The 19,727-nt window shown below is 58.6% G+C and carries 19 protein-coding genes; 12 read left to right on the plus strand and 7 right to left on the minus strand.

Annotated features, from left to right (window positions below; genetic code table 11):
- The first annotated feature begins 44 nt into the window (after positions 1-44).
- Positions 45-356 (plus strand): MocE family 2Fe-2S type ferredoxin, encoded by a 312-nt coding sequence (locus tag E4656_RS01800; protein ID WP_135480636.1) that lies wholly within the window; start codon positions 45-47, stop codon positions 354-356.
- A 12-nt stretch (positions 357-368) separates the two neighbouring features.
- Entirely contained in the window at positions 369-1,211 is an 843-nt protein-coding gene (locus tag E4656_RS01805) for a sugar phosphate isomerase/epimerase (protein WP_135480638.1), read from the plus strand.
- A gap of 14 nt (positions 1,212-1,225) precedes the next feature.
- Here E4656_RS01805 and E4656_RS01810 read toward each other — a convergent pair whose 3' ends face one another.
- Positions 1,226-2,053: an inositol monophosphatase family protein gene (locus tag E4656_RS01810; protein ID WP_135480640.1), complete on the minus strand. Its 828-nt coding sequence runs from the start codon at positions 2,051-2,053 to the stop codon at positions 1,226-1,228.
- Positions 2,050-2,646, minus strand: a complete 597-nt coding sequence (locus tag E4656_RS01815) for an AAA family ATPase (RefSeq protein ID WP_135480642.1) — start codon at positions 2,644-2,646, stop codon at positions 2,050-2,052. Before E4656_RS01815 ends, E4656_RS01810 begins: the two co-directional genes overlap by 4 nt.
- 279 nt (positions 2,647-2,925) lie before the next feature.
- Here E4656_RS01815 and E4656_RS01820 point away from each other — a divergent pair, with 279 nt between their 5' ends.
- The 5 genes from E4656_RS01820 to E4656_RS01840 are packed head-to-tail and all read left to right on the plus strand — an operon-like array spanning position 2,926 to position 8,640.
- Entirely contained in the window at positions 2,926-4,509 is a 1,584-nt protein-coding gene (locus E4656_RS01820; RefSeq protein ID WP_135480643.1) for an ABC transporter substrate-binding protein, read from the plus strand.
- A gap of 55 nt (positions 4,510-4,564) precedes the next feature.
- Complete coding sequence (locus E4656_RS01825) at positions 4,565-5,533, plus strand: ABC transporter permease (RefSeq protein WP_135480645.1); 969 nt, start codon at positions 4,565-4,567, stop codon at positions 5,531-5,533.
- Between the two features lies 1 nt (position 5,534).
- Positions 5,535-6,533: an ABC transporter permease gene (locus tag E4656_RS01830; RefSeq protein WP_135480647.1), complete on the plus strand. Its 999-nt coding sequence runs from the start codon at positions 5,535-5,537 to the stop codon at positions 6,531-6,533.
- A 3-nt stretch (positions 6,534-6,536) separates the two neighbouring features.
- Complete coding sequence (locus tag E4656_RS01835; RefSeq protein WP_135480649.1) at positions 6,537-7,583, plus strand: ABC transporter ATP-binding protein; 1,047 nt, start codon at positions 6,537-6,539, stop codon at positions 7,581-7,583.
- Entirely contained in the window at positions 7,576-8,640 is a 1,065-nt protein-coding gene (locus tag E4656_RS01840) for an ABC transporter ATP-binding protein (protein ID WP_135480651.1), read from the plus strand. The genes E4656_RS01835 and E4656_RS01840 overlap by 8 nt, the downstream gene beginning before the upstream one ends.
- A 96-nt stretch (positions 8,641-8,736) precedes the next feature.
- Here E4656_RS01840 and E4656_RS01845 read toward each other — a convergent pair whose 3' ends face one another.
- The 5 genes from E4656_RS01845 to E4656_RS01865 all read right to left on the minus strand — a co-directional run bounded on the left by E4656_RS01845 (position 8,737) and on the right by E4656_RS01865 (position 13,943).
- Complete coding sequence (locus tag E4656_RS01845; RefSeq protein ID WP_135480653.1) at positions 8,737-9,759, minus strand: LacI family DNA-binding transcriptional regulator; 1,023 nt, start codon at positions 9,757-9,759, stop codon at positions 8,737-8,739.
- A 111-nt stretch (positions 9,760-9,870) separates the two neighbouring features.
- Positions 9,871-10,704 carry an inositol monophosphatase family protein gene (locus E4656_RS01850; protein ID WP_135480655.1) on the minus strand — a complete coding sequence of 278 codons (834 nt, stop codon included), beginning with the start codon at positions 10,702-10,704 and terminating at the stop codon, positions 9,871-9,873.
- Between the two features lie 32 nt (positions 10,705-10,736).
- The gene (locus tag E4656_RS01855) at positions 10,737-11,741 is read right to left on the minus strand and encodes an extracellular solute-binding protein (protein ID WP_135480657.1); all 1,005 of its coding nucleotides are present in this window, start codon (positions 11,739-11,741) and stop codon (positions 10,737-10,739) included.
- On the minus strand, positions 11,731-13,167 hold the full coding sequence (locus tag E4656_RS01860; protein WP_135480658.1) for a sensor histidine kinase: 1,437 nt from the start codon (positions 13,165-13,167) through the stop codon (positions 11,731-11,733). Before E4656_RS01860 ends, E4656_RS01855 begins: the two co-directional genes overlap by 11 nt.
- Before the next feature lie 59 nt (positions 13,168-13,226).
- Positions 13,227-13,943 (minus strand): response regulator transcription factor, encoded by a 717-nt coding sequence (locus tag E4656_RS01865; RefSeq protein ID WP_167855889.1) that lies wholly within the window; start codon positions 13,941-13,943, stop codon positions 13,227-13,229.
- Between the two features lie 284 nt (positions 13,944-14,227).
- On the opposite strand from E4656_RS01865, the gene E4656_RS01870 reads away from it, so the two are divergent.
- From E4656_RS01870 to E4656_RS01890, 5 genes are all read left to right on the plus strand, one after another.
- A complete protein-coding gene (locus E4656_RS01870; RefSeq protein WP_205849072.1) occupies positions 14,228-15,166 on the plus strand; it encodes an ABC transporter substrate-binding protein in 939 nt (312 codons plus the stop codon).
- A gap of 116 nt (positions 15,167-15,282) precedes the next feature.
- Entirely contained in the window at positions 15,283-17,001 is a 1,719-nt protein-coding gene (locus tag E4656_RS01875; protein ID WP_135480663.1) for an ABC transporter permease, read from the plus strand.
- 3 nt (positions 17,002-17,004) lie between these two features.
- Positions 17,005-18,096 carry an ABC transporter ATP-binding protein gene (locus tag E4656_RS01880; RefSeq protein ID WP_135480665.1) on the plus strand — a complete coding sequence of 364 codons (1,092 nt, stop codon included), beginning with the start codon at positions 17,005-17,007 and terminating at the stop codon, positions 18,094-18,096.
- Between the two features lie 28 nt (positions 18,097-18,124).
- Positions 18,125-18,769 (plus strand): HAD family hydrolase, encoded by a 645-nt coding sequence (locus E4656_RS01885; RefSeq protein WP_167855890.1) that lies wholly within the window; start codon positions 18,125-18,127, stop codon positions 18,767-18,769.
- 150 nt (positions 18,770-18,919) lie between these two features.
- Positions 18,920-19,681, plus strand: a complete 762-nt coding sequence (locus tag E4656_RS01890; protein WP_135480669.1) for a sulfite exporter TauE/SafE family protein — start codon at positions 18,920-18,922, stop codon at positions 19,679-19,681.
- Positions 19,682-19,727 lie beyond the last annotated feature (46 nt).

Consider the following 19,727-nt stretch of genomic DNA (forward strand, 5'->3'; position numbering starts at 1 on the left):
CCCATAAAGCAACCGCAAGCAAAACAACAACAGGAGAGTGGACCATGAGCGAGTGGATCAAAGTCTGTGCTCTGGACGATATCGATGCCGAGGACGTCATCCGGTTTGACCACGGGGATCGAACCTTTGCCGTTTACCGCAGTGAAGACGATGAAGTGTACGCCACCGACGGGCTCTGTACGCATGAACAGGTCCATCTGGCGGATGGCCTGGTCATGGACGAGATCATCGAGTGTCCCAAGCACAATGGCCGTTTCGACTACACGACAGGCGAAGCCAAGGGCGCTCCGGTCTGCGTCAATCTGAATAGCTATCCCGCCCGGGTGGAAGACGGCACCGTCTTCATTCAACTGTGACCGGGACCTGATATGAGCCTGCTGGTATTTCAGTCGCTCTGGGCCATGGAAAACAGCAACCCGGAGGGCACCACGCCGCCTCGTGACGAGGCGCTGGCACGCATACGAACGGCCGGCTTTGCCGGGGTGACTGATCACCTCTGGCAACGGGAGCATGCCCGCGCCCTGTCCCGGGAGGCCGCCGCAGAAGGGCTGCTGATCGAAGGACAGTGCTTCCCGGCCACAATCGATGATCTGCAGCCAACGCTGGAGCATGCCGCCGAGTCGGGGCAGTGCAGGCACATCACCATTCAGGCCGACTTTCGAACCCGGGATCTGCAGCAAGCGACGGCCATACTGGAAGGCTGGCAGCGTCTGGCCGAGCAGGCGCCCTGCCCGGTGCTGCTGGAGACACATCGCAACCGCATTACCGATGATCTGTTCTTTACGCTGGATCTGCTGCGCGAACTGCCCGATCTCCGTCTGGTGGGGGACCTGTCGCACTATGTGGCCGGGCACGAGATCGCCTTGGCCTGGCCCGACACCCCCGGCGTGGACCTGTCCATCGAGCAGCTGCAGCAGGTGATGCAGCACTGTCACGCCTGGCATGGCCGCGTGGCCAGCTGCGAGCAGGTGCAGATTCCGATCAGTTTTGCGCAGCATCGGCCATGGCTGGAGGCGTTTCGTCAGCTCTGGCAGTACGGGTTTGCCGTCTGGCGAGCCCGGGCCGCACCCGGGGAGGACATGGTGTTCACCTGTGAGCTGGGCACGGTTCCCTATGCGATCACTGGCCCGGACGGGCTCGACATCACCGACCGCTGGGCCGAGTCACTGCAGTTGAAGGCCCTGGCTGAGGAAATCTGGTCAGTAGCCTGACCAGATCGGGCCGCTTACCTGAGCAATTCATCGATGGCATCCCATACGCCAGGCGTGGCGGCTATGGTTGGCCCGGGGCGCCCCAGGTCCGCACCCTGGCTGCGCTCCAGAGTGCGCCCTCCGGCTTCCTGCACCAGCAGTTCACCGGCCCAGCTGTCCCAGGGGTGTATCAGCGGCTCGTACATGCCCAGCAGGCGACCGGAGGCCACGTAGGCCAGGCCAAGCGCACAGGAACCGATGCGGCTGTACATGCCGCCGCTCGCTACCAATTGCTCGATCAGGCGGGCTGAATTGCCGGCACCCAGTTGCACGGAACTGCCCACCGAAATCAGGCCGTCCTGCAGAGACTGTGACGGCGCAACGCTTATGGCCCTGTTGTTGAGCCAGGCACCGCTGCCGGCCTGCGCGTGATAGAGCTCCCTGGCTACCGGATCGTAGATGATGGACAGCAGCACCGTACTGCCCTGTGACAGCGCAATCACGATGCACCACTGCGGGATACCTTTCAGAAAGCAGGTGGTGCCATCAATGGGGTCAATGACCCAGAGCAGTTGCTGATCCTGCACCTCGTCCTGACCATACTCCTCACCGACCACAGCATCCTCCGGGAAACTGTCACGCAGCTGACTGCGGATAAACTGCTCCACCTCCTGATCCGCCCGTGACACCCAGTCCTGGCTGCCCTTGGTCTGGATGTCGAGCTCGTGCTCACGGTCCGCGCCGCGATTGAAATAGCCGAGCGCTATCTGCCCTGCCTCCCGCACAATGGTCTTGCCTCGTTCGAGTCGAGCAACGAGTGCAGCAGCGGCAGTGTTCGAGCCGGGTGTCAGCGCGTGATTCATGATGTCATCACCTTTGCCAGCAAATGATCAATCTGTTGATTGAGCGTGTCGAGGTCGCCGCTGTTGATGATGCGTTCATCCGCAGCCTCGATCAGGGCCGCGTTCTGCTGAAAGTTCTGGCCGTCGGCACCACGGGCACGCTCATCGGCAGCCATGAACTCGTCCAGGGTCCGCGGGTCGCCGTGGCGGCCACGGGATTGCACCCGCTCGAACCGCACTTCATCCGGTGTCATCAGCGCCAGCAGAACGAAACGGGCATTGGCCTCGGCGGCCACCTGACGCAACAGCTGCAGTTCGGCCAGATTGCGCAGGCCATCGATAACGGTGCGCGGGTGGTTGAAGGGGCTGAGTGTGGTCAGCATGCGACGGGCGAAATAGTCGTCGCCTTCTTCCTCCTGCCTGCGGCGTCCGTAGTCCTGAACCTGGGCCCGACTGGGGGAGTCAATGACCGATTCTGCTTCATCACGCAGAAAGCCGGACACCGAGCAGGGCCTGAATCCTCGTGCGCGTATCAGCCCGGTGGTGGTGGTTTTGCCTGCGCCGGACTCGCCGCAGATGGCGATAGCGATGTGACTCTGCGCCTGTTCATTCATGGTGCGCCTCTCCCGTTGTCTTGTTTTTCGCCGTCTGTTGACAAGCCGGCTGTGTTGAGAATAGATTATTGCAAGCGCTTGCAAATCAAGTCAAGTCCTGATTGAATGGAATTGAGTCAGCCGGAAGACAGCAGGCAGAACATTGCAAGTGCTGTGAACGGATACACGAAAACAACAGACCGTGAGTGCCAAAGCCGGAGCCAATCCGGACAATGACACCCAATATATAAAAACAAGAGATTCCGTGTGCGAGTGCCGTACCGGAATCAGGAGGTAACCATGAAAACCAGACAGACTGCCTTGGCCATAACGCTGGCTGGCGTCCTCGCGGGCGTCACATCGCTGGCCCTGGCCGATACCTTTGTTGTGGCAGTGCCACAGGAGCCGCAGGACTTGGCCGCGCAAGGCATCTACAAGGAAATCAACGCCCCCGGGCTGCGCAACGTGATCGAACCGCTGATCATGATGGATGCTGACAGTGGCGACTATGTGCCCGTGCTGGCGCAGGACTGGGAAGTGATCGACGACACCTCGCTGCGCCTGCATCTGCGTGAGGGTGTGGTATTCCATGACGGCACACCGATGGATGCGGAAGCCGTGGCGACCTCCATTGAATTTGTATGGGATCAGGAAAACGCCTTTACCATCCAGGAATATGCCGGTCCCGGCCGCATTTCAGCCGAAGTCGAAGATGATCTGACCGTGGTGGTGCATTCCTCCGAGCCCGATCCAATGCTGGATTTCCGCATGTCCCTGACCGGCATTACGTCGCAGGACCAGATCGAGAACAATCCGTCGGCTCACTTTACGCAACCACTGGGCACCGGCCCCTATGCATTCGAAGACTGGGACCAGGGCTCCAGCTGGAGTGCGGTGCGCAATGATGACTGGTGGGGCCGGGCCGCCGATGACGTCTACGGTCAGAACATTCCCGACTACGACCGGGTCAGGTTCGAGTTCCGTACCGAATCCTCGAGCCGCATGGCCATGATCATGGCTGGCGAGGCGGATATTGTGGTCAGCCCGCAGTCTTCCGACTGCGAGCGGGCGGAGCGGCTGGATGGCTTTTCCTGTGTGACCGGGCCGTCCAGCCAGTATATCTATGGTCGTCTCGACTACTCGCTGTTTGCCGATGAACGACTGGAAGACCCGCGTATCCGGGCCGCCATCTTTCACGCTCTGAGCTATGAAGGTCTGGCCGATATCCTGGGTCTCGCCTCGGTCCCGCAGGGCCAGTTGGGCACGCCGGACATGACCGGCTTCAATGACGCACTGGAACAGTATGCTTCGGATCCGCAGCGCTCCATGGAACTGGTCCAGCAGGCCCAGGCCGATGGTGTCAATCTGAACGGTCTGCGTGTCGAGGTCATGGGCCGCGACGATACGCCGCGCATTGGTGAACTGGTCGAGGCCATTGGTGCCATGATCGAGGCGGTCGGTATTCCCACCCGGCAGAATGTGCAGACGCCGGCTGTGGCCAACCCGCGTTTCCGCATCTCCGAATACAAGGCCGAGGCTCCGCGGGCCATGATGCAGGTCCATGTGAAGGAGAACCCGGCCCCGGATTTCGGTCTCAACCTGCACTCCAACTATGCCTGCCCGGATCTGGATGACCCCTCGGGTGTATCCCGTTCATCCGTGTTCTGCGATGAGGAATTCGATGAACGTCTGCATGAAGCACTGACGCTGATCGGTGAAGAGCGTCACGAGGCCATGCAAGAGCTCAACGCCTTTCTGCACGAACGTTACGTCATCATTCCATTGGCGCTGCTGGACCGTGCCTACCTGGTACGTGATGGCCTGGACCTGACCTTCGGTCCGGACGGGCGTTTCCTGCTGGCCAATGTCACTCAGTCTGACTGAGTGAACTCATGGCGGCGGGGCCCGGCCCCGTCGCTACCACTTGGGGAGAAATACCATGCCTTACCTGGTGCGACGAGCCGGTCACTCCGCCATCATGCTGCTGGTGGTGGTGTCATTCGTTTTTTTCGCCGGCCGCATGATCGGTGATCCGGCCATTGTCATGCTGGGCGCCAGTGCCTCGGATACTGCACTGGAGCAACTGCGCAACAATCTGGGGCTCAATGACCCCTTGCTGATGCAGTATTTCCGTTATGTCGGCGGTCTGGTGCAGGGCGACCTGGGCGTCAGCTTTCGTTATGGCTTTGCCCAGATGCCGGCCGAACGCTTTATGGACGGTGGCGGTACGCCCGTGATGGGGCTGGTACTGGCCCGCCTGCCGCAGACGCTGTATCTGGCCGCTGTGGCGCTGGGCGGCGCGCTGGCCCTGGCCTTGGTCATGGGCTGCCTGGCGGCGATGTACCCGCGGTCCTGGATCGACCATCTGGTTAACGTGCTGTCTCTGGCGTCTGTATCCGTCGTTCAGTTCTGGCTCGGCCTGGTGCTGATCGTGCTGTTTGCGGTGCATCTGGGCTGGCTGCCCACGGGCGGCTACGGGTCCTGGTATCACGTCATTCTGCCGGCCCTGGCCCTTGGCGCGCGACCCCTGGGCCGTGTGGCTCAGGTCACCCGCAGCGCCATGCTGGACGAAATGGCGCGACCCTATGTCGCGGCAGCGCGAGCCAAGGGGCTGCCGGAGCATCGCATAGTGTCTGTACACGCGCTGAAGAACGCCGGCATACCGGTGGTGACCATCACCGGCGATGAATTGGTGCAACTGGTCACCGGTGCCATCCTGGTGGAAACCGTATTCGGCTGGCCAGGCATCGGGCACCTGCTGGTGGAGGCGCTGAACAATCGCGACCTGCCGGTGCTGCAGGGGGCCATTCTGGCGGTGGCGACCCTGGTCATTGTTGTCAATCTGCTGGTGGATATCACCTATACCTACCTGAACCCGAAAGTCAGCCTGAGCTCGCGGGAGAACTGAGATGACACAGAAACTACTGGCCAAAACCGAGCCCGACCCCTCAGTTGTACCGACTCAGAATGCAAATGTGGAAGGCCTCTATGATGAAGAGCGGGCACCGAAACTGACCTGGAAGATCTATCTGCGCGCTCTGTTCAGCGACCGGGTAACACTGATCGCGGCATTGTTCCTGATCATCATGGCGGTGAGCGCTCTGGGCGCACAGTTTCTGGCGCCGTTCGATCCGAATCAGATCGATATCATGAACCGTTTCATGCCACCGCTGAGTATGACCGATGCCGGGCAGTTCCACCTGCTGGGTACCGACCAGTTGGGGCGGGACGTGCTGAGCCGTCTGATGCATGGTGCCCAGGTCTCCATCTCCATCGGATTTCTGGGTGCCATCTGCTCCGGCCTGCTGGGCATCACCCTGGGTATCATCGCCGGCTACAAGCGCGGCTTGTTTGAAGACATTGTCATGCGCCTGGTGGACGGCATGCAGTCATTGCCGTCACTGCTGATTGCCCTGTTCGTGCTGTTCATTATCGGCGGCGGCTACTTCAACCTGGTGCTGGTGTTCACCTTCCTGCAGTGGACGGTGTTCTGCCGCATGGCGCGGTCACTGACGCTGAACCTTCGCGACAGCAATTTCATCAGTGCAGCCCGGGTGCTGGGCTGTACTGATGCACGCATCATGCTGCGCCATATTCTGCCCAACATGGTGGCGCCCCTGATGGTACTGTTCACGCTCGAAGTGGCCATTCTGATCCTGTCCGAAGCTTCACTGTCCTTCCTGGGCTTTGGCGTACAACCGCCCAATGCATCCTGGGGCCGCATGATTGCCAGCGGCCGTGATCACATCAATACGGCCTGGTGGCTGGTGACGCTGCCCGGACTGGCCATTTTCCTCACCGCGCTGGCACTGAACCTGCTGGCGGGCTGGTGCCGGGCCGTCAGTGATCCGGTGCACAGCAGTCGCTGGCTGACGCCAAAGCGCAAGCAGAACAAGCAGGAGGGCTGATTGATGAACGCCATGACTGAAGCAAGAACCCGGGTGACCGGGGACAGGGTGGACGTATCCGCAGCCCCGATCATGTCGGTAGAGGGCCTGTCGGTGGGGTTTGATACCCCGCACGGCCCGGTGCAGGCGGTGGACAATGTGTCCTGGTCCATCCGCAAAGGGGAGACCCTGGGTATTATTGGAGAAAGCGGGTCCGGCAAGAGTGTGGGCCTGGAAACCATCATGGGCCTGATCACCTCGCCGCCGGCCAGAATTTCCGGCCAGGTGCTGCTGGACGGCCAGGATATTCTCAGCATGCCGCAGCGCCAGCGCCGGCAGTTGCGCGGGGATCGCATGGCCATGATCTTTCAGGATGCCCTGGCCGCACTGAATCCCTCCCTGACCATCGGTACCCAGATCAGCGAGGTGTATCGCATTCGCCGGGGTGCCAGTCGTCAGGCAGCGCTGGACAAGGCGGTGGAACTGATGGATCAGGTCAAGATTCCGTCTGCCAGGAGCCGCCTGAAGGCTTATCCGCACGAGTTCTCCGGCGGCATGTGCCAGCGCGTGATGATTGCCATGGCGCTGGCCATGGACCCGGAGATCCTGATCGCCGATGAACCGACCACGGCGCTGGATGTTACCGTTCAGCGGCAGATCATGGACCTGCTGCAGGAGGTGCGTCGCGAACGCGGCATGTCACTGATTCTGGTCACGCATGATCTCGGCGTGGTGGCCGAATGTGCCGACCGGGCGGTGGTCATGTATTCCGGGCGCATGGCGGAAACCGCAACCATGCGCGACCTGTTCCGAACCCCCAGTCATCCCTACACGCGGGCTCTGCTGCAGGCCATGCCAAGGGTCGATGCCCGCCTGGAGCGCCTGCAGGCCATCCCCGGCACACCGCCCACCCTGAGCCATATTCCGTCAGGCTGTGCATTCCGGCCGCGCTGTACCTTTGCGCAGCCCCGCTGTGCCGAGGAGAAACCGGAGCTGCGGATGCTGGCCGCGGAACACAGCGCGGCCTGCCATTTTGCCGAGGCCATTCGAGAGGAAACTTCCCATGACTGAACAGCAACAGGCAGTTGCCTCCGGGCAGCGTGAAGTGGTTTTGCGCGCCGAACAACTGGGCAAGGTGTTCGGCAAGACAGTCCGCCAGGGCTGGCGCCGGGTCGATCAGGGCGTGCGAGCCGTCAACGACGTGAACTTTGAACTGCATCGGGGCGAAACCCTGGGCCTGGTCGGCGAATCCGGTTGTGGCAAATCGACACTGGCCCGCCTGCTGGTGCGGCTGATGGACCCCACAGAGGGTCGAGTCGAGGTGCTGGGCCAGAACCTGCTGGAGCTGAAGCGCGAAGACCTGCGGCAGGCCAGGCGCCGGATTCAGATGATCTTTCAGGACCCGTACTCCTCGCTGAACCCGCGCATGACGGTCGGCGAGATTATCGGAGAGCCCTGGCAGGTGTTCCCCGACATAGTGCCACCGGCACAGCGCGAGGCTCGCATCGGCGAACTGCTGCAGCAGGTTGGCCTGAACAAATCGGATGCCGACCGCTACCCGCACCAGTTCTCCGGCGGTCAGCGGCAGCGCATCGGCATCGCCCGGGCACTGGCTGTAGAGCCGGAAGTCATCATCTGCGATGAACCGGTGTCGGCACTGGATGTGTCGGTACAGGCCCAGGTCATCAATCTGCTGATGGACATTCAGCGGGATACCGGCGTGTCCTACGTATTCATCGCACATGATCTGTCGGTGGTGCGGCAGATTTCCGATCGCATCATGGTGATGTATCTGGGCGAAATAGTGGAAGGCGGTGCGGTGGACGCGGTTTACGAATCACCGCAGCATCCCTATACCACCGCACTGCTGTCCTCCATCCCGGTGCACGACCCGGAGCAGCAGTCACGACAAGTGCTCAAACTGCCGGGCGAGGTGCCCAGCCCCATGAACCCACCTTCGGGATGCAAGTTTCACACGCGCTGCCCCTATGCGACCGAGATCTGCAGTCAGGAAGTGCCGGCGGTCACCGGTGATCTGGCCGTGCGCGGGGTGCGCTGCCATCACGCCAGTACTTTGAACTTCGACCCCTACATCGAACATATTACCGGCCGTGTTGCCAGCGGCTGACAGTCTTTCGTCCTGGGTTGGATGAATGAGCCCTTCCGGCCGGGTAACCCCGGCCGGCTTTTTTACCGGATGCAGACAAGCTGCCGGCGAGGTTACTCAGAGAGTGGCGCGTTCCACCAGAGAGCAGGGGAACAGCAGTTTGCGCAGCGGCAGATCATCGCCTTCACTGATGCGCTGGCCGAGGATGTCCACTGTTTGCTTGACCATGTCCTGCAGCGGCTGGCGGATCGTGGTCAACTGATAACTGTCGGCAGTGGCCAACTCTATATCGTCGAAACCCATGATGCCGAGATCGCCCGGAATGCTCAGGCCCAGCCGATAGCGGGCCACATCCATGGTACCAAAGGCCAGCAGATCATTGGCACAGAACACGCCATCCAGATTCGGGTGGCTGGTCAGCAGAGATTCTGCAGCAGCCCGTCCGGCGTCATAGGTATATGCACTGGCATTGATGGTGCCCAGCAGAGTCAGACCCGACTCCTCCAGAGCTTGACGAAAGCCCTTCTCACGAAAGTAGGCCGTTGAGGTGGCCGCCGGGCCGCCAATGTAACCGAGCTGGCGGTAGCCGCGTTCAATGAAGGCCCGCGCCGCCAGGCGACCGCCAGCTTCATTGTCGGCACAGACCACATTGACGCGAGTGCGCCGGGGCTGGCGGGCAAACGCCACCAGGGGAATGCCCTGGCGGCTGCACTGATCCACCAGTGGCTGTGACATGGCCGCCGCTGCGATGACCATGCCGTCCACACCGTATTGCATGACCTGCCGGGCCGACTCCACCACATCGTCACCGCGCGAGACATTGAACACCAGCGCACGCAGACCCCGGCTCTGCAGGTGAGTGGTAAACAGATCCAGTGCCGTCAGGTACAGGGGGTTGTGGAAATTGGCCAGAATGATACCGACCAGAGCCGTGCGCTGTGTCATCAGACTGCGCGCCATGACATTGGGTCGGTAGTCCAGCTTCTCGGCGGCCGACAATACCTTTTCGCGCATTCTGGCCGATACGCTGGCGCCCGGCGTGAAAACCCGGGATACCGCCGAGATCGACACCCCGGCCTCCCGGGCCACATCGCTGGCGGTGACACGTTGCGCGCGGGCATTCTTTTCGATCTCGGTCATGCGTGCGTCCTGCTGTGTCGAGCGCTGCCGGCCTGATGGAGACTCTGCTGCATTGGCCGGCAGCAATAATTTGCAAACCTTTGCAAATTATTGCTGCTAAGTCCTCGGACGTCAAATGCCGCGCAGTTCTCCCATGATGTCCCAGACATTGGGTGCCGCAGCAATGGCCGGTCCGGGGCGCCCCAGGTCCGCACCCTGGCTGCGCTCCAGGGTGCGCCCTCCGGCTTCCTGCACCAGCAGTTCACCGGCCCAGCTGTCCCAGGGGTGCACGAGTGGTTCGTACATGCCCAGCAGGCGACCGGAGGCCACATAGGCGAGGCAAAGAGCGCAGGAGCCCAGACGACAGTACATGACGCCATCATTGACCAGGCGCTCTATCATGCGGGCCGATGTGGCACCGCCCAGCTTGACTGAGCTGCTCACGGCAACCAGACCTGAACTCAGGTCGGCAGTCGGGTCCACCTGAATGGGGTGACCGTTCAATGTGGCACCCTGGCCTCTGATGGCCGCAAAAAGTTCTCCACTGACCGGTTCGAAGACAACGGCCAGCAGCGTTTCACTGCCAATGGCCAGGCCTATCACCACTGCCCACTGAGGAATTCCCTTGAGAAAGAAAGTGGTCCCGTCTATGGGGTCCACCAGCCACATCAGCTGGTCATCTTCCAGGCTATTCAGGCCGTATTCTTCACCCAGAATGGTGTCTTCCGGGTAGTGGGACTGAAGTTGCCTGCGAATGAACCGTTCAACCTCAAGATCTGCCTGGGTGACCCAGTCCTGAGCGCCCTTGGTCTGAATATCGAGAGTGGCACCCTTGTTGAAATAGTTCAGCGCCAGCTCACCGGCTGCGCGCGCAATGTTGGAAGCCTGGACCAGTCTGGCCTGCAACGCCTGGTCAGACAGTCTCTGCATCTGACCGGTTGCTGTGGTTGTGCCCTCTTGTTTCATGAATGGTATCTCCTGGATGGGTTGTCGGCAGCTCAGGGCCGTCGCCAGTGCGACAGTATCTGTTGACGGGCTCTCTCGGTGGAGTAGAACCGGAGGTCATAGTTGATGACGTCCAGCAGAGACCAGTCCTGATAGACGTCTGATCTCTCCGTTGCCTGATTGGAAAACATCTGGTGGGTTACCTCATTGACCAGGGCATTCTGCGCCGCTGCGGTGAGGCTGTACTCAACGAGACGCTCTACCAGTTCGGTATTTCTGGCGTCTCGGGTCATGCTGATGGCGGCTATCTCATAGCCTGTGCCTTCACAGGGCGGCGTGATGCTGATCTGATCCTGACCATCAAGAGCACGATAGACATCGTGTGCAAAACCGATTGTTATTGCGCGCTCCCCGGCCAGAACGCGTTCAACCGGGTCGAAACCACTGGTGGACCGGCCCTCCACATTCAGGCTGATCTCCTGAATCAATCTTGTGGCTTCGGCTTCCTCATAGAGGTGCATGATGGTGGCCAGGGCAGTGAATGAAGTGCCGGATGTGCTCGGGTCAGCGATCAGCAACTGGCCGCGGTATCGAGGGTCACCGAGGTCCGACCAGCAACTGACGGGTTGCAGCGAACTGGGCGCCAGCGCAGCGCGGTTGGTGATCAGTACCAGAGTTCCGGTATACAGCCCGACGGACTGATAATCTGACAGCTCCCAGAAGTAGTGCGACCAGCGCAGCTGTTCATGCAGATTGGCGGGTTCGATGGGTTGCAACAGGCCGGATTGTGCCGCCTGCAGGTGCGCGTCCCCGGTACCGCCCCACCAGAGATCAAATGACTGCTCGCCTGGGTCCGTATAGAGCGCTTGCAGCACCTCGCCGGAGCTCATGCGGGTCATGTCGACCGAGATGTCGAAGGTGGCTGAAAAGTCTTCTGCCAGCCATTCGCAGACCGCAACAAAGGGGCTGCAGGCAATGCGCACATCAGGCCCTTCGCCATACAGCAGAGAGGATGAAAGCCACAACAGGCCACCGCCGATTACAGATTCAATGCGCATTGAAGATCATCTCCACTCTGGTGCCCTTGTTGACAGTGCTCTGAATGGTCAGCGTGCCGCCGCTTTGTCGGGTAAACCCATACACCATGCTCAGGCCAAGCCCCTGGCCCTTGGGGTGGCCATTGGCAGAAAAGGAATAGAAGGGCTCGAAAACCCGCTTCAGTGCTGCTTTGGGTATGCCACGGCCGTCGTCTTCAACGGCTATGGTGACCTGCTGGTTCTCATGCCCTCTCACCTCGATCAGAATGGTGCCGGTGTCGTCGATTGCATTGCGGGCGTTGAGGCACAGGTTGATCAGGCTGCTTTCGAGCAGATTGGGGTCCACCTTCAGGAACAGCTCTTCCTCACAAAGATTGAGCCGGATATCGATATGGTCACCACAGGTCAGGATGATGATTTCCTCCAGACCCCTGATCAGCTCGTTGACCGAGATGATCTCGGGGCGCAGTTGCTTGCGCCGAGCAAACATCAGCAGCCGGTCAATCATCTGGATGCTTTTCTCTGCCGCATACAGAGCCTTGTCGAGGGTCCTGCTGCGGCTGTTCAACTGATCTTCGCGCAGCAGATTCAGACTGCCGATCACCACGCTGACCATGTTGCTGATATCGTGTGCTACCTCGCCCGACAGCATGCCAAGTGAGTCGAGCCGGCTCTGTTCGTTCATCTGCCCCAGTGCCCGTTGTCGAATATAGGCCGAGTACAACCAGAAGATGACTGCGAGCGTGACCAGCAGGAAGAAGGTCAGGACGACAGGGCTGAACCAGTAGTGGTCCTGCAGGCTGATCTGATCCGCACGCAGGTCGGCTGCGGTGCGGGTGGCTTCATCGCTCATCGAGCGCAACTGGCGGTCAATCTGCTCCTGATTGACGATCAGGTCTTCCACGGTTTTCAGAATACCGCTGTCTGCGAAGGCGACTCTGGTCCACTGATCGGGAGCACTGGACTGTGCATAGAGGGTTCTGATTTCGCGTTCGATCTCGGCGGTCTTGAGCAGGTTCTGAGTACCCAGTGCCTCGGTAAGCAGAAGCGCAATGCGTTCATCATGACTGTTCTGCAGCAGCATGTTCTGCATGTTGATTTCCAGAATGCTTCTGGAGGCGAGCAGGTCATTCTTTTGCTGTACCAGTCGCTCAACGCCGGTGATGCCAGCCATCAGAGCCGCAGCACTGCTCTCGTAACTGTTCTGGCCGCCACTGAGTTGCCGCAGTTGGCTGGTGGCAGCCTCGAGCTCAACCTTGAAGTTCGACAGCTGCACGGCAGCGAGATACTCGGACCGAATCAGTCCGATAGCATCCATCTTTTCCCTGATCTGCAGCAGAGCGTTACTGATATTGAGCGCATTGACTGTATATTCGGCGGCCTGCAGTTCTCCTATCCGTCTCTGATGAGCCTCGATACTTATCAATGCAATCACTATGACTGTCATGAAAAGACCTATCTTCAAGGTCTGAACGGCAGGTTTCCACCGTTCTATATTCACTTTTCCTAGTCCAGGCAAAATACATACCCTTTGTTTCTGCGTGTTTGCAGATATTTTGGCATTGACGGTCTGGGCTCTATCTTTCGACGCAGCCTGAGTACCAGTACATCTATATTTCTGAGCAAATGGTTGCTTGATTCCATGTCCAGTTTTTCTACAATTTCTTCCCGGCTCAATACATTGTTTGATTCAGTTACAAACAATTCCAGCAGGCGATATTCAGTATTGGTCAGCTCTACCGGTCCGGTTTCATTGTCCACCAGCAGGCGCTTTTCGGCATTGAGATGGAACTGACCGAATGCAAGGTACCGACCAGCAGGCCTTGCCGCATCATCGCCGGATGAATCATGGTCGGTCTGGTGGCGCCGCAAGACAGCGCGAATGCGCGCCAGCATCAAACGCGGGTTGACCGGCTTTTCAATGTAGTCGTCCAGGACACTCTCCAGGCCGACTATCTTCTCGATATCGTCCGTGATGGCAGACACCATGATGGCGGGAACTGCAAAGCGCTGCGTCAGATCCCGAGCCAACTCCAAACCGCTTTCGGACTCCAGCCGGAGATCGACCAGAAGAAGGTCAATACAGTTGTCCTGAAGGATAGTCAGGGCCATGGCTCCATGTTCTGCTGTATATATAGTGAATTCATAATCAGACAGGTATCCGCTGATAAAATCAAGGGTATCTCTGTCATCATCAATCACCAAAATTTTCTTTTTGTCCATTGTTAGTCTCATTTGTTATTTTTTTAACAGAAGTAACTTCATGGGTTTTGGTGTTACTAATGTTTCATATATTTCAGTTTATGTTTCATGCTGGGCACTCCGATAATATATTAGAACAATTCTAACATATATTTTATTGCGCCGTCAGTCGTTGTTGGCATTATCAGTGTTGCCCCCAATTGCTATGGGGTCAATACAAAAATAAGGAGAGCGTAATGCTTAACAGAGTATGCAAATGTGCTATATCCGCACTGGTTGTGAGTTCAATGCTGGCAACGTCCGCAATGGCTGACCGGTTGACTGTCTACATTGCCTTCCAGGAGGACCATGCCGTAGAAGCAGTCAGACAGTTCACGCGTGACACCGGTATCAATGTCAACATGGTGCGCATGAGTGCGGGTGAGATTCTGGCGCGAATCCGTGCCGAATCGAACAATCCGCAGGCCGATGTCTGGTATGGCGGCCCGGCAGATACTTTTGTTGCCGCCGGCAATGAGGGCTTGCTGGCGCCTTATCAGTCGCCCAATGCCGACGTTATTGATGACACCTTCAAGGATGCAGATCACCTCTGGACCGGGGTTTATGTCGGTGCGCTCGGCTTTGCCAGCAACCGGGATTTTCTGGCCGCCAATGACATCGAAGCACCACGTACCTGGGAAGACCTGTTGGACCCGGTATTCGAAAATGAAGTGTTGATGGCCCACCCCGGTTCCTCCGGCACGGCCTATACCGCGCTGTACACAACCCTGCTCGTGAACGGCGGTGAAGATGAAGGCTTTGAATACCTGAAGCGACTGCATCCGCAGGTTCAGCAGTATACGACCAGCGGCTCGGCTCCAGGCCGAATGGTCGGCATGAGTGAAGCCGGTGTGGCTGTTCTGTTCGCTCATGACATCATCAAGTTTCAGGAAGAAGGGTTCAGCAACCTTGAACTGACCATTCCTGAAGATGGCACCGGGTTCGAAATCGGTGCGGTGGCGAAGATCAACGGCGCTCCCAACCCGGATGCCGCCCAGGCATTCATTGACTGGACGCTGACTGTCGAGGCGCAGGAACTGGGTCAATCCATCGGGTCCTATCAGAACCTCACCAACCCCAATGCACAGGAACCACCACAGGCGGTGCAGCTGGATGACATCAATCTTCTCGATTACGACGCCTTCGAGGCCGGCGCCCAGCGCAATCGCCTGCTGCAGCGTTGGGGAGATGAAGTCTACAACTGAGCCTCTGTTCAACTGAGGCAGGTTCAGGCAACCCCGGTTGCCTGGCAGCTTGCGACAAGCTGCCTGGGGGCGGTAGCGCCTACCGCCCTTGTGATTCATTTTCAGGGTTTAATGCCATGCGTGAAACTATTGTATCCGGACTGCAGAGAGTCTATCGGGAACCTCTGCTGTACCTGACCATTTTACTGGTCGTCGCCTCCCTGGCGGTCTTCATCGCCTATCCGCTGCTGATGATCACCAAGGCCAGTTTTTTCAATATCCATGATGGGTTTGATCTGACCTCCTATCGGCGCATCCTGGCTGGCGGGAGTCTGTTGACGTCACTGACCAACTCCTTCCAGTTGGCCTTGATTGCTGCCACATTGTCGACGGTGATCGCCTATCTGTTTGCCTATGTTTTCGCTTATATGGATGTGCCGTTCAAGAAGCTGTTCAACGGCATAGCCATACTGCCGGTGATATCCCCCCCCTTTGTGATTGCCCTGTCCGCAATTCTGCTGTTTGGGCGCCAGGGTTTTATCACGCGTGAATTGCTGGGTATCACCAATGCGAATATCTATGGGCTGCAAGGTCTGATACTCGTGCAGACCCTGTCGTTTTTCCCCATCGCCTTTCTGGTGCTGGCGGGGCTGCTGAAGTCAATCAGCCCGGCGATCGAAGAGGCCAGTGAAAACCTCGGTGCCTCGCGGCTGCAGACCTTTTTCAAGGTCACGCTGCCGTTGTCGATGTCCGGCATCGCCAATGCGTTCATGCTGGTCTTTATCCAGTCACTGGCCGACTTCGGAAACCCGATTACCATTGGTGGCGGCTACAGCACCGTTGCCAAGGAGATCTATCTGCAGGCAGTGGGCAGCTATGACATCCAGGCGGGTGCAGCGCTTGCCGTGCTGCTGCTGACCATTACTGCGGTCGTCTACGCGATCCAGAAGTACTGGGTCGGCAACCGCTCATATGTCACGGTCACGGGCAAGCCGGGGGCCGGGCGCAGAATGATCAATTCCGGCTGGCCGAGAACCGTGCTGTTCGGGTTCTGTCTCTTCCTGTCATTTACCGTGGTTCTGTTCTACATCCTGGTGCCTGTCGGCTCATTCATACAGCTGTGGGGTATCAACTACAGTTTCACTCTGGACCATTACCGCGTGGTGTTCTCTCTGGGGCAGAAAGCCATCAGGGACACGCTGTTTCTGGCCACCATTGCCACATTCATTGCCGGCTTCATGGGGATGATTATCGCGTTCCTGTTGGTGCGCAAGAACTTCCTGGGCAAGCGGTTTGTGGAAATGGTCAGCATGCTGTCGATTGCAATACCCGGCACCGTACTCGGTATTGCCTATATCATTTCCTTCAACCAGGCCCCCTTGGCGATAACCGGAACGGCCATGATCATCGTGGCGGCGTTTGTGGTCAGAGCCATACCCGTCGGTATTCGCTCGGGCATTACGTCCCTGCAGCAAATTGATCCATCCATCGAGGAAGCGGCCACCAATCTCGGGGCCAGTCAATCGAAGGTGTTCTTTGGCATTGTCCTGCCGCTGATCAAGCCGGCGTTCTTCAGCGGGCTGGTGTACAGCTTTGTGAAGAGCATGACCGCCATGAGCGCCGTCATCTTCCTGGTGTCGGCGCGCTACAACGTCATCACTGCGTCCATTCTCTCGCAGGTTGAATCCGGCCGTATTGGTGTGGCCAGCGCCTATTGCACGTTGCTGATACTGATCATGATCGCGGCCATGCTGTTCCTGCATCTGGTCGTGTCGCGGATGGGGTCCTACTCCCAGCCGTCGAAAGCCATTCGAACAGTCACGGCACAACCTGAACCTCAGACAGTAAAGGTGTGAGTTATGAAATCCAGAACAGTTACATTGAATAATGTGTGCAAGTCGTTTGTCGATGACTCCGGCAGCGCCTTTCAGGCCGTGACTGATGTCAACCTGCATATCGAGGCCGGAGAGTTCGTGACCCTGCTGGGGCCCTCCGGCTGCGGCAAGACCACCACTCTGCGCATGGTCGCCGGTTTCGAGAGCATCAGCACCGGAGATATCTACTTCGGTGATGACAATGTACGAAACCTCCAGCCCAACAAGCGCGACTGCACCATGGTGTTCCAGTCCTATGCACTGTTTCCCCATATGTCCGTCTATGACAATGTGGCCTACGGGTTGCGGCTGAAGAAAATGCCGGCGACTGCGATCAGGGAAAAGGTCAACCAGACGTTCGATATCATGAACCTGGGTGCCTATCAGGACCGCATGCCGGGTCAATTGTCCGGGGGTCAGCAACAACGGGTTGCGCTTGCGCGCGCGCTCGTCATGGAGCCCTCCGTGTTGCTCTTTGATGAGCCCCTGTCCAATCTGGACGCCAAGCTGCGGCTCACCATGCGTGACGAAATTCGCCGTATTCAGAAAGCGGTTGGCATCACTGCCATCTATGTCACTCATGATCAGAGCGAAGCCATGAGCATGAGTGACAAGGTCGTGGTCATGAACAAGGGTCGCATTGAACAGGTGGGCACTCCGACAGAGGTCTATCAGCGACCGGCAACACGCTTCGTGGCTGATTTCATCGGTGTTGCCAACTTTCTGCAAGCCGAGGTGGCCGATACCGACAGCGAGAGTGTCCAGCTGAGACTGGGTGAGGCGCTGGTGAAAATGCCGTCGGACGGCTCGTTTGAATCGGGTCGCCAGGTCACGCTGGTGGCCAGACCCGAGGCCATTGGTCTGACTCGACCCACAGCCGCAGGCAGTGGCAACCTGCTGCCCGGGCTGGTTCAGCGTTCTGCATTCATGGGTCAGGTGCAGGATTACTGGGTTGATATCGGTGACAATGAAATACAGGTGACGGTCAGCAACCCCAGAGCACATGAACCGTTCCAGCCCGGTGACAAGGTCCTGGTGGATCTGCATGGTGACAGTCTGCACTGGGTGCAGGGATAAACCGGGGATAAACAAAGGAGAAATGAACATGTTATCCGGCATGCACGCCAGCAAGACGCAGCCAGGGCAGCGTCCGACCACACATATTGTCTTTGATATGGGCGGGGTACTGGTCGATATACAGTGGCAACAGAAGATCGGGGAGATACTGGGTCAGGACATCCCCTTTGATCAGATGCACCAGCTATGGGGCAACTCCAGAGCGGCCGAAGACTTTGAAACAGGGCAGATCAATTTCGCCACCTTCTCGGAGCAGTTTCGCCGGGAGTTTGCGCTGAACCTGGATCATGCCGAGTTCGAGCGCCTCTATGCAGAAGTCATCCGTGATGAATTTCCCGGCACTGGCCAGCTGCTTGACCATCTGGGGCAGCACTTCGAGCTGGGTCTGCTGAGCAATATCAACCCCTATCACTGGGCCATGGTTGAGCAGCGACCCTTTCTGGCGCAAATACCCCATGTCCATACCAGTCTGACGCTGGGATACATGAAGCCGGACCCGAGGATATACCGCGCCCTGTTGCACAGCATGCAGGCAGAGCCTGAGCAGGTACTGTTCTTTGATGACGGCCTGATCAATGTTGAAGCAGCGCGCGCTGAGGGCATGGATGCTGAACAGGTTTTCGGGCCTGATGACATTGAACAGGCGCTGCGTGATCGAGGCCTGTGGCCATGAGCAAGCGAACAGGGTAACTGAGCCCGCCTTTCCGGCCAGGTCCTGCCTGGCCGGCTTTTTTCCGTCGAATGTCTTGTCAGGCACACCTTGCTGCCGTGCTTTGTTATAGTCTGCGTTCTCCCTTTTACCGTCACCGCACAGGAAGTACCCATGATCCAGGAACCGCTGTTTTACCTTGCCGCCTTCTTTGCCGTCATGATCGCCGGCATCTCCAAGGGGGGCTTCGGTGGCGGGGTAGGGGTGATGGCGGTACCGCTGATGGCGCTGGTCATACCGCCGTTTCAGGCCGCGGCCATCATGCTGCCCATTCTGTGCATCATGGATCTGGCCGGCCTGAAGGCGTTCTGGAAGAAGTGGGACAACCGCAATATCCTGATCATGATCCCGGGCTCGGTACTGGGCATCCTGATCGCCTTTCTGACCTATCGCTGGGTCAGTGATGATCACCTGCGTATCCTTATCGGCCTGATCGCAGTCGTGTTCGCGCTGAACTATTATCTGAACCGGGGTGCTGCGGACGCTGAGCCGAAGTCCGCCAACTGGGCCAAGGGGACCTTCTGGTCCACGGTCGCCGGTTTCACCAGCTTTTCCGCCCATGCCGGCGGCCCGCCGATGAACATGTACCTGCTGCCGCAGCGGTTGGACAAGACCCTGTTTGTGGGCACCACCGTGGTGTTCTTCACCGTGGTCAATTACGTCAAGCTGGTGCCCTATGCACTGCTGGGTCAGTTCGATACCACCAACCTGATGACGGCCCTGGTACTGGCGCCGCTGGCCATCTTCGGGGTCTACAGCGGTTACTGGCTGCACAAGCGCATCTCCATCATTCTGTTCTACCGCATCTGCTACGTCTTCCTGCTGATTACCGGCAGCCGACTGCTGTATCAGGGTATAACCAACCTCTGGTTCTGACCGCTGGTGTGTGGGCCGGGTTCGCGGCCTGCAGATGAGGTGACCA

The sequence above is a fragment of the Natronospirillum operosum genome, from assembly GCF_004768465.1.
Taxonomy (GTDB): Bacteria; Pseudomonadota; Gammaproteobacteria; order Pseudomonadales; family Natronospirillaceae; genus Natronospirillum; species Natronospirillum operosum.